This is a genomic window from Methylobacterium bullatum, from assembly GCF_014845095.1.
GTDB classification, from domain to species: domain Bacteria; phylum Pseudomonadota; class Alphaproteobacteria; order Rhizobiales; family Beijerinckiaceae; genus Methylobacterium; species Methylobacterium bullatum.
The window spans coordinates 1-9,836 of record NZ_NKUG01000060.1; the positions used below are offsets into that span (position 1 = coordinate 1).

Consider the following 9,836-nt stretch of genomic DNA (forward strand, 5'->3'; position numbering starts at 1 on the left):
CCCCGCCGCCTCTCGCAGGTTCCGCCGAACGCCCTCCCCCTCACCGTCTCCCCGGGCGCACCATCCCCGAGCATGGCGATGGCCTCCGAGGACCGCTTTCCCGAATGGGCGCGCAAGGCCCAGAGGCTGAACGAGGAGTATCTCGACGCGATCTCCCAGCCCGGCGACGGCATGGTCGCCGCCGCACCGCGTTTCTATGCCGAGTCCGTGCGCTTCCACGGTCGCACCCTGTCGCTGGCCGCGGTGATGGCGGAGAAGCGCCGCTTCGTCCGACGCTGGCCGGACCGCCGCTACGTGCTGCAGGACGGGTCCCCGCGCACGGCCTGCAGCGTCGGCACGAGCAGTTGCATCGTGCGCTCCACCTTCGATTTCCGGGCGGCGAATCCGAGGAACGGTGCCCGCTCGCAGGGCGTGGCGGAACTGACCTTGGAAATCTCTTTCGCCGGACCGCGCCCGGTGATCGTATCCGAGTCGAGCCGTGTCCTGCGCCGCTTCGCACCGGGACCGCTGAGCGCCGCCGCATCGACACGGCCCGGTGCCTGAGACACAGTCGAACCGATGATCGCGACCGCAGCCAAGACACGCGCGACGAACACGTCACGCGCATCCGACAAGACATCCCCGACGACGGTGTCCGACGAGGCCGAAGCTTCGACCATCGTCGCCGCGCGTGCGGCACGGGAATCGGTCCGGTCGATGATCGAAGCGGAGATCCGCCGCCAGGACGCGTTTCCGGTGGCTCGCCGGACGCTGCAGCTCCTGGCCGAGGCCGTGGTCGAGCCCGCCGCCGAGCCGCCCTTCTACAGGGTCGTCGATCGCACCGGGGCACCGCGACAGGGTGAGACCGGCCCACTGACCCTGGAGGACCTGTTCGCCGAGTTGCGGGAGCGCCATGGCGCTCTCTTCGTGCCGGTGCCGCCGAAACCCGTGGTGGAGGCGCCGCCCGAGCCCACGGCGTCGGACGACATCAAGGCGGCGACGGCGCGGTTCGTGGAATCGCAGTCGGAACGAGCCCGCTCGGTGATGGCCCGCTCGGTCGCCAGGGGAAGGTCGGCCGCGGCCACCGTCTCGGCGAGTCTGGCGGGCACGCTGAGCACCATCCGTCACTCCCTGGCGGATCGCCCCACCGGCGGGCAGGGCTCGAGCCCGAAACCGAGCTTGCGCGAACGCGGCATGCGCATCGGTGCCTCGTTCGGCGACAGGGCCCGCGAGACGGTCGCCATCGCCCGTGAGCGTCTCTCGGGCCTCGCCGCCGGGGATGGCGCGGCCTCTCCCTCGGCAACGCCGGTCCAGGGAGGGCAACCGGCCCGCTGGCCCGGGCTCGTCGCCCGCGCCGGCGATCGGCTGCGCCGCCTTGGCCGGGATGACGGTACGATCCTGACCCGGCCGGGCACGCTCGTCGCAGGCGTGGGCCTGCTCGGCGGCCTCGCCCTCGTCCTGCTTCTCACCCATGGCGGCGGGGACGACGGGCCGGCCTCCACCCCCGATGCGGAGGCTCCCCGGCAGGAGGCGAAGGCGCAGGATCCGGCCCAGGCGACACCGCCGCCCCAGTCCCAGCCGGCGCAGAACCGGCCCTCCACCATGGCCAATCCGCGCGAAACGGTGTCCCCGACGGCGCCCCCCGGCATTCCCGCCGAGGAGCCGAGCCCACCCTCGGCGGAGGAGAGCCGGACGAAGCCGGCGGAGCCGTCCAACGCCATCACCGGCAAGACGGAGGTGATCGACACCGCGACCCTGCGCGTCGGCGGCAAGCTCGTGCGCCTGTTCGGGGTCGAATGGGTCCGCGGCGGACAGCCGGAGGAACTGACGCGCTACCTCGCGGGGCGCCCGGTGACCTGCCAGCCCGTGGCCGGAAGTGCCGCCTATCTCTGCGCGGTGGAAGGCCGCGACCTATCGGAAGTCGTGCTCTTCAACGGCGGAGGCCGCGCCTCCTCGGAAGCCACCCCCGATCTCGTCGCCGCCGAGGACCGTGCGCGGACGGAGCGTCTGGGGGTCTGGGCACGCTGACGCGAGGACGATTCACCTTGCATAGGGGCAGACGCTCGGCCTCAATGTCCCTTCCGAAAAGGCAGTGGGGACAGGCATGGATCTCTCGATCGGGTTGAGCGTGGTGGCGGTGGCGCTCGTCGTTCTCGTGGTCGTCACCCTCGCCATCGGCATCAACATCATCCCGCAGGGCCACGTCTATACGGTGGAGCGGTTCGGCCGGTACTCCCGCACCCTCGAATCCGGGCTCGGTCTCATCGCCCCCTATATCGAGCGCATCGGCCGGCGCGTGAACGTCATGGAACAGGTCATCGAGGTACCGAGCCAGGAGGCCTTCACCCGCGACAATGCGGGGGTGAAGATCGACGCGGTGGTGTTCTACCAAGTCCTCGACGCGGCCAAGGCCTCCTACGAGATCTCGAATCTCGAAACCGCGATGATGACGCTGACGATGACCAACATCCGCACCGTCGTCGGCTCGATGGACCTCGACCAGCTGCTGTCCCACCGCGACGAGATCAACGAACGCCTGCTCCATGTCATGGATGCGGCCTCCTCGCCCTGGGGGGTGAAGATGACCCGGATCGAGATCAAGGACATCCTGCCCCCCGCCGATCTCGCCGGCGCCATGGCGCGCCAGATGAAGGCCGAGCGCGAGAAGCGCGCCTCCGTCCTCGAAGCCGAGGGCCATCGTCAGGCCGATATCCTGCGCGCGGAAGGCCGCAAGCAATCCGCCATCCTCGAAGCCGAAGGGCGGCGCGAGGCCGCGTTCCGCGATGCGGAGGGCCGTGAGCGCAGCGCCGAGGCCGAGGCCCGCGCCACGAGCCTCATCAGCGAGGCCATTTCACAAGGCGACCTCGCGGCGGCGAACTTCCTGGTGGCCGAGAAATACGTGGACGCGATCAAGGCGCTGGCCACCGCGCCCAACCAGCGGGTGGTGGTGGTGCCGATCGAGGCGGCGTCCCTCGCCGGTACCCTCGGTGGCATCGCCGAGATCACCCGCGGCGTGTTCGGCGAGGGCGCGACGCAGCAGAGAAAGAGTTCCGGCCTACCGCCGAAGGTCGGCCCGAGCGGGGGAGGGGCCGCGTGATCGTCGATGGCGTGACGGCGCTGGGGCCGGTCTGGACCTGGATCCTGATCGGGCTGGTCCTGATGGGAGCGGAACTCGCGATTTCGGGCGTGTTCCTGGTCTGGCTCGGCACGGCGGCCATGGTCACGGGGCTCGAAGTCGCCGTGGTGCCGATGCCGTGGCAGGCGCAGATCGTCCTGTTCGCCGTCCTGTCGGTGGGACTCGTCGTGCTCGCGCAGAAGCGGATGACCGGGCGTCCCAACAGCCTCAACCGGGGCGCACAGGGCCTGATCGGCCGGGAATTCCACCTCGACGCCGCGATCGCGAACGGGCTCGGACGGATCAGGGTCAATGACACGCTGTGGCGCGTCTCCGGTCCCGATGCACCGGCCGGTACACGCATCCGGGTCACCGGGATCGACGGAACCGTGCTCACCGTGACGACGGCCTGACGGAAGTAGGATACCGGAGGGGCGGAGGCCCCTCCGGCTTCGTGACGAGCGCGTTCAGGCGACGCTGATATCGACCTGGATGTTGCCGCGGGTGGCGTGGGAATAGGGGCACACCACATCGGCGCGCTTCACCAGATCCTCGGCCTTGTCCCGCTCGATGCCCGGCAGGGTGGCCTTCAGGGTGACGACGAGACCGAAGCCCTCGCCGTCGTCACGCGGGCCGATGCCGACGGAGGACTCGACCTTGGCGTCCTCGGGGATCTTCACCTTGTCCTTGGCGGCCACGAACTTGATCGCGCCGAGGAAGCAGGCGGCATAACCCGTGGCGAAGAGCTGCTCGGGATTGGTGCCGTTGCCGCCACCGCCGCCCAGTTCCTTCGGCGTCACCAGGGTGACGTCGACGGCCTTGTCGTCGGTGGAGGCGGAGCCTTCACGGCCGCCGGTGGCATGGGCGTGAGCGGTGTAGAGTGCCTTCATGGTCGGTCATCCTGCTTGAGATCGAAGGGGGTCGCGTCGAGGAAAGATGGTCTCACAGAAGAACGGGGAAACCCGTCCAGCGGAGGGAAACGTCCGCCATCACGAGATCCGGCCGAAAACCGAAACCGGATTGTGCGCAACTGATATTCCGTATCGCATCAAACCGGATTGCGCGCAACCATGATGCGGGAATCCCGTGAACGCTGGTGACCATTCCGCATTATCAATTAGATATGTTGGTTGGGCCGGACCCGACACCGGACGCGACCAACATGAGGGAGGCCCCAGGAATGGCAGGCCGACGTATCACGCAAGCAGATGCCATCGACGACGTCGTGACCCCGGGTCGGGGCGTCGACGGTCAGCTGTGCTTTGCGGTCTATTCGGCGGCCCACGCCTTCGGTCGAGCCTACCGGGCGCTCCTGTCCGCCCACGACCTCACCTATCCGCAATACCTGGTCCTTCTCGTCCTCTGGGAACAGGAAGGGCTGACGGTGAAAGAGATCGGAACCCAGCTGTTCCTCGATTCCGGAACGCTCACGCCTCTGCTGAAGCGGCTGGAGGCGTCGGGCCATGTCCGCCGGGCCCGTGACCGGGCCGACGAGCGCCAGGTCAGCATCTTCCTGACGCCAAAGGGGCGCGAGCTCGAGGGACGGATGGATTGCGTCCCCGGTCTCGCGGGAGCCCTGACCGGGATGTCGGAAGACGGACGCCGAGCGCTCCTCGACTCGCTGGTGATGCTGCGGGGAGCGCTCCACGACAACGTGGCCGGCGCCAACGAGGAATCTCCGACCTCCAAGTAACCGTTTCAAGGGAACCGTCACCCGGCGGCTTTGATCACGCAAAAGGCCGCCCCTGAGCGAACAGGGACGGCCTCCATCGATGGGACGCTGCCGTTTCCAAAGGCTCGAAGCCGCGACCGCCGTGATCGGCTACGGCTTCGGTCCCTCAGGACGTGGACTTGAGATCAGGACTTGGACTTGAGATAGGCGATGAGGTCGGCGATCTTCTTGTCGTCCTTCAGGCCCGGATAGACCATCTTGGTGCCGGGCACCTTGGCCTTGGGATCCTTGAGCCATTCCTTCAGGTTCGCATCATCCCAGGTGATCCCGGAATTCTTCAGGGCAGCCGAGAAGCTGTAGCCGTCATGGCCCTCGCCGGCCTTCTCGCCGTAGACGCCCTTGAGGCTCGGACCGACGCCGTTCTTCTCGAAGTTGTGGCAGGCCTTGCAGGCCGAGAACACTTTCTCGCCGGCTGCCGCGTCGCCGGCTTCCTGGGCCTGTGCGGAGAGCGGAAGCATCAGAGCGAGCGCGGCGCCGAGGATGAGGTGACGCATTGTATTTTTTCCTCCGTTGGGCGGCATGAGCCAGCCGAGCTTATGGCAGAGCTTTTGGTTTTAGAACAGATCGAGACTGGGAACGTTCCAAACTCGCCTAGGGTCCGTGCGGCGAAACGAAGCCCAAAACCGGCCTTTCCGCCCTCCGGAAACGTCGACGCATCCGATCCTGATGCATCGAAACCGGTTATCGTTTAGATGTCTTCCAATTCCATTGTCCTGAACGGTTCACGGCTCGTTTTTAGTCCTTCCAAGCTGAGCGGTGGCTGAAGACAGGTCGATGCGTCGAGGAGCGCCCGCCCATGTCGATCGCCTTTCCCGTGCCCGACCCCGACATTCTCGCCCGCCGCGAGACGATCATCGCCGGCCTGCGGCCGCTCGTCGCGGCCGAGGCGTTGATCGTCACCGAGGACGAGCGCCGCGCTTTTGAGACCGACGGCCTGACCGCCTATCGCAAGATGCCGCTGGCTGTGGTCCTGCCCTCGACCACCGCCGAGGTCTCCGCCGTGATGGCCTATTGCCACGCCAACGGCGTGCGGGTGGTGGCGCGCGGCGCCGGCACATCCCTCGCCGGCGGGGCGATCGCCCAGGAAGACGCGATCATCCTCGGTGTCGCCAAGATGACCCGCGTCCTCGACGTGGATTTCGAGAACCGCGTCGCTCGGGTCGAGTCGGGCCTGACCAACCTCGCCATTTCGGGCGCCGTCAGCCACGAGGGGTTCTTCTACGCGCCCGACCCGTCGAGCCAGCTCGCCTGCACCATCGCGGGCAACATCGCGATGAATTCGGGCGGCGCGCATTGCCTGAAATACGGCGTGACCACCAACAACCTTCTGGGCGTCACCCTGGTGATGAACGACGGCACCGTGGCCGAGATCGGCGGGGCGCATCTCGACAGCGCCGGCTACGACCTCCTCGGCCTGATCTGCGGCTCGGAGGGTCAGCTCGGCATCGTCACCGAGGCGACGGTGCGTATCCTGCGCGCGGCCGAGGGCGCGCGCCCGGCCCTGGTGGGCTTCTCCTCGGTGGAGGATGCGGGCGCCTGCACCGCCGCCATCATCGCCGCCGGCATCATCCCCGTGGCCATGGAGTACATGGACCGTGAGGCGATCCTCATCACCGAGGATTTCGCCCAGGCCGGATATCCGCGCGACGCCGAAGCGATGCTGATCATCGAGGTCGAAGGCTCGGACGAGGAATGCGAGGCGATGCTGGCCCGGATCGAGGCCATCGCCCGCGACTACCGGCCCACCAGCATCCGCGTCTCGAAATCCGAAGCCGAGAGCGCCGCGATCTGGAAGGGGCGCAAATCCGCCTTCGGCGCCACGGGCCGCATCTCGGATTACATCTGCATGGACGGCACGATCCCCACCGGGCAATTGCCGCTGGTGCTGGAGCGCATCGGCACGATCTGCGCCGACAAGGGCCTTCGCGTCGCCAACGTGTTCCATGCGGGCGACGGCAACCTCCATCCCCTCATCCTGTTCGACATCAACACGCCGGGCGAATTGCAGAAGGCGGAGGCCGCGGGCGACGAGATCCTGAAGCTCTGCGTCGAGGTCGGCGGCTGCCTCACCGGCGAGCATGGTGTCGGCATCGAGAAGCGCGAGCTCATGCGCTTCCAGTACGCGCAGGTCGATCTCGACCAGCAGATGCGGGTCCGCAACGTGTTCGACCCGAAATGGCTTATGAACCCCGCCAAGGTGTTCCCGCTGGAGGGGCGCGTCGCCGCCTGAGGCCAGCGCGCCGCGCAACGCGGTTTCTCGCCATCCCGCCGAACCATGCCCGGAACGCTAAGCTCCGGGCCGGTGTTTCCTCCCCGCACAATCGTGGAGGATGATCATGCGCATCGTTGCAACGCTCTCGGCCCTGGCGCTGCTCACCGTGGCGAGCACGGGGGCGGCCGAAGCCAAAGGCTGCATCAAGGGCGCGATCATCGGCGGCCTCGCCGGGCATTACCTCGCCGAGCGCGGCGTGGTGGGCGCGGTGGCGGGCTGCATCGGCGGTCGCTATCTCGCCAATCGCCGCGCCAAGCAGCAGCGCGAGATCGAGTACGGCTCGCGGGTGCAGCAGCGTGGAGCCGGCTACGCACCGAACCAGGCCTATCCGCGTCGGTCTTACAATTACTGAGATCGATCCGGCCGGGGCGGGCCGGCGACGGAGCTACCCGTTCCACGGGCCGCCTCGGCTTGTACGTTCGTCCTCACGGCGATCCAGAGCACGTGCCGGCGCCCGCCGGGATGGGCGGGATAGCGGTGTTCCTCGACATCGAAGCCGAAGCGCCGGAGCCGCTTCTTGAACCGGCGGTCCGGCCCCCCGGACCAGACGGCCAGAATGCCGCCCGGTCGCAGGGCATAATGCGCCCGCTTGAGGCCCCAGCCATCGTAGAGGCGGTCGTTTTCCCTGCGCGTCAGGCCCTTGGGGCCATTGTCGACGTCGAGGAGGATGGCATCGTACTGAGCCTGTCCCGACTGGATGAGGCGGTTCACGTCGGCCTCGACCAGGCTCACGCGCGGATCGTCGAGGCTCCCGGTGAAGAGATGGGCAAGTGGTCCGCTCGCCCAGGCGATGACCGCCGGCATCAGTTCGGCCACGACGACCTCCGCCTGCGGGCCGAGGGCGTCGAGGGCGGCACGCAGGGTGAATCCCATTCCGAGGCCGCCGATGAGGATCCTCGGCGCCGGTTTTCCCTCGAGCCGCGCGCAGGTGACCGTGGCCAGGGCACGCTCCGAATCGCGGTGCCGGTCGTTCATCAGTTCGGCCGTGCCGACCATGATCGAGAAGGCATCGTCGTAGCGGACGAGACGCATCGTCTCGACGCTGCCCGGAATGGCGGCGCTGGCGATGGGAATCGCGGAATTCATCGATGGGACGACCTTCACGACAGGATTCAGGCCTCGACGCCGAACGCATCGCAGCGAAACGCGCCGTAATCGCCCCGCGCCAGCCGTTCGGCCAGGGCGGGCAGGAACAGGGCAGCCTCGTCGGCGAGACGCCAGGGCGGGTTGATAACGATGAGGCCGTTGCCGTTGAGACGGTTTGGATAGGGCTCCGAGATCATCAGGTCGATGCGCAGGGCGGGCCGGGAGAGCGAGCGGTCGAGCTCCGCCACCATGCGGTCGATGAGCGCGACGTCCTTGATCGGATACCAGCCGAGATAGATGCCCGTCGGCCATTTCGCCACGGCCTTGGCCAGAGCCGCTCCGAGCCGGTCGACCTCACCGAGTTCCTCGTAGGGCGGGTCGATCAGCACGACGCCCCGCCGCTCGGGGGGAGGGATCAGCGCGTTGAGGGCGGTCCATCCGTCGAGATGCATCACCTTGGTGCGCGGATCCTGGTTGTAGCGCTCGCGCAGGAGCTCGGCATCGGCCGGGTGCAATTCGACGAAGACGCCCTGATCGCTGGGCCGCAGGAATTCGCGGATGATCGCCGGCGAGCCGGGATAGATAGTCGCCCCATGGCGCGCCTGGGTGGCGGCGACGGCCGCGCGATAGGGGGTGAACAGTGCCTCCACCTCGTCGGGGAAGGGCGTATCGAGGCGGCCCCAGCCATCTTGCCACTCGCCGGTACGGCCCGCCTCGTCACCGGTCAGGTCGTAGAAACCCAGGCCCGCATGGGTGTCGATGGCGCGAAAGCCCGTGGCCTTGGCCTGGAGATGATGGAGTACGCGCGTCAGCACGAGATGCTTGAGCACGTCGGCGAAATTACCGGCGTGGAAGGCGTGCCTGTAGTTCATGGGCGCAGGTTCCTGGCCTCACCGGCTCGCGTCGACGGCGATCTCGCCCGCACGGCAATTCTGCCGCGCTACTTCGGGGCAGGGCGCGAAGCCGCGCAGATCCTTGGTGAAGCAGATCCGCACCTCCTGCAACTCTCCCCGGGTGCAGGTGACCGACATCATGTCCGGGCGCAGGCCGCGATTGGCCGCCACGAACTGGCGGGCGATATCGACGGGGGCGATGCGCGTGTCGGAATCGGGCTTCACGAAGCCGGCCGGGATGGTCACCGCCTCCCGCGCCTGGGCGGCGGCCTTGAAATACGACATCGGATCGAGGCCCGAACAGGTGCCGTGCTTGCGCCACTCGTGGCGGGCGAGCCCCTCGCTCGGATAGACCTCGCCGGCCACGTCCATGGCCTGGCGGGTGGGAGAGCGTTCCACGGAGGAGCAGTCGGACGGGTAGCCCCGCGTATATTGCGGCCACAACCCATGGACGACGAAGCCGAGGCCGCGACCCGGCCGGCACTGGCCGTCGGCGTCACGCCGTCCGGCCGTCTCGCAATAGGTCGGCGACCAGGACAGGGCCAGCACGTAGAAATCGAACTCGCCGGGCGTGCCGCCGCGTCCATAGCCCTGCGCCTGCGCGGTTCCGGCGAAAGCCGTCAGCGCCAGTCCGGCGAGCGCGGCGACTCGTCTCACGGACGGGCTTCGCGGCAGGCCGTGGCGTAGGCATAGGCGAGGTTGCGGTCGAGGCCGTGGACGCAGAACTCCACGCCCCAGGTCACGCCGATGAAGCCGAGG

The 9,836-nt window shown here is 68.0% G+C and carries 11 protein-coding genes and 1 pseudogene; 7 read left to right on the top strand and 5 right to left on the bottom strand.

The genetic code is table 11. The features are described from left to right. The 4 genes and pseudogenes from MBTS_RS09260 to MBTS_RS09275 form a co-directional block, all read left to right on the top strand. Positions 1 to 543, top strand: a pseudogene (locus MBTS_RS09260) (hypothetical protein); the annotation flags it as partial. A gap of 15 nt (positions 544 to 558) precedes the next feature. Then, positions 559 to 2,007, top strand: coding sequence for a hypothetical protein (locus MBTS_RS09265; RefSeq protein WP_192215475.1), 1,449 nt, complete (start codon positions 559 to 561; stop codon positions 2,005 to 2,007). Between the two features lie 76 nt (positions 2,008 to 2,083). After that, entirely contained in the window at positions 2,084 to 3,076 is a 993-nt protein-coding gene (locus MBTS_RS09270; protein ID WP_018045896.1) for an SPFH domain-containing protein, read from the top strand. Further along, positions 3,073 to 3,507, top strand: coding sequence for an NfeD family protein (locus MBTS_RS09275; RefSeq protein ID WP_056148690.1), 435 nt, complete (start codon positions 3,073 to 3,075; stop codon positions 3,505 to 3,507). The genes MBTS_RS09270 and MBTS_RS09275 overlap by 4 nt, the downstream gene beginning before the upstream one ends. A gap of 54 nt (positions 3,508 to 3,561) precedes the next feature. On the opposite strand, the gene MBTS_RS09280 is transcribed toward MBTS_RS09275, so the two are convergent. Then, positions 3,562 to 3,984, bottom strand: coding sequence for an organic hydroperoxide resistance protein (locus tag MBTS_RS09280; RefSeq protein WP_056148692.1), 423 nt, complete (start codon positions 3,982 to 3,984; stop codon positions 3,562 to 3,564). Positions 3,985 to 4,274: 290 nt separating this feature from the next. On the opposite strand from MBTS_RS09280, the gene MBTS_RS09285 reads away from it, so the two are divergent. Beyond that, positions 4,275 to 4,787, top strand: a complete 513-nt coding sequence (locus tag MBTS_RS09285) for a MarR family winged helix-turn-helix transcriptional regulator (protein ID WP_018045899.1) — start codon at positions 4,275 to 4,277, stop codon at positions 4,785 to 4,787. 164 nt (positions 4,788 to 4,951) lie between these two features. Here the strand turns inward: MBTS_RS09285 and MBTS_RS09290 are convergent, their stop codons facing one another. After that, positions 4,952 to 5,320 (bottom strand): c-type cytochrome, encoded by a 369-nt coding sequence (locus MBTS_RS09290; protein ID WP_018045900.1) that lies wholly within the window; start codon positions 5,318 to 5,320, stop codon positions 4,952 to 4,954. A gap of 302 nt (positions 5,321 to 5,622) precedes the next feature. Here MBTS_RS09290 and MBTS_RS09295 point away from each other — a divergent pair, with 302 nt between their 5' ends. Further along, positions 5,623 to 7,056 (top strand): FAD-linked oxidase C-terminal domain-containing protein, encoded by a 1,434-nt coding sequence (locus MBTS_RS09295; RefSeq protein WP_056148695.1) that lies wholly within the window; start codon positions 5,623 to 5,625, stop codon positions 7,054 to 7,056. Between the two features lie 106 nt (positions 7,057 to 7,162). Then, positions 7,163 to 7,450, top strand: a complete 288-nt coding sequence (locus tag MBTS_RS09300; RefSeq protein WP_026176297.1) for a hypothetical protein — start codon at positions 7,163 to 7,165, stop codon at positions 7,448 to 7,450. Here the strand turns inward: MBTS_RS09300 and MBTS_RS09305 are convergent. From MBTS_RS09305 to MBTS_RS09315, 3 genes are all read right to left on the bottom strand, one after another. Next, complete coding sequence (locus tag MBTS_RS09305; RefSeq protein ID WP_425324819.1) at positions 7,444 to 8,130, bottom strand: spermidine synthase; 687 nt, start codon at positions 8,128 to 8,130, stop codon at positions 7,444 to 7,446. The genes MBTS_RS09300 and MBTS_RS09305 overlap by 7 nt on opposite strands. A gap of 80 nt (positions 8,131 to 8,210) precedes the next feature. Further along, positions 8,211 to 9,056, bottom strand: coding sequence for a 23S rRNA (adenine(2030)-N(6))-methyltransferase RlmJ (locus MBTS_RS09310; protein WP_147833293.1), 846 nt, complete (start codon positions 9,054 to 9,056; stop codon positions 8,211 to 8,213). An 18-nt stretch (positions 9,057 to 9,074) separates the two neighbouring features. Beyond that, positions 9,075 to 9,734, bottom strand: coding sequence for a ribonuclease T2 family protein (locus MBTS_RS09315; RefSeq protein WP_018045905.1), 660 nt, complete (start codon positions 9,732 to 9,734; stop codon positions 9,075 to 9,077). Between the last annotated feature and the right edge of the window lie 102 nt (positions 9,735 to 9,836).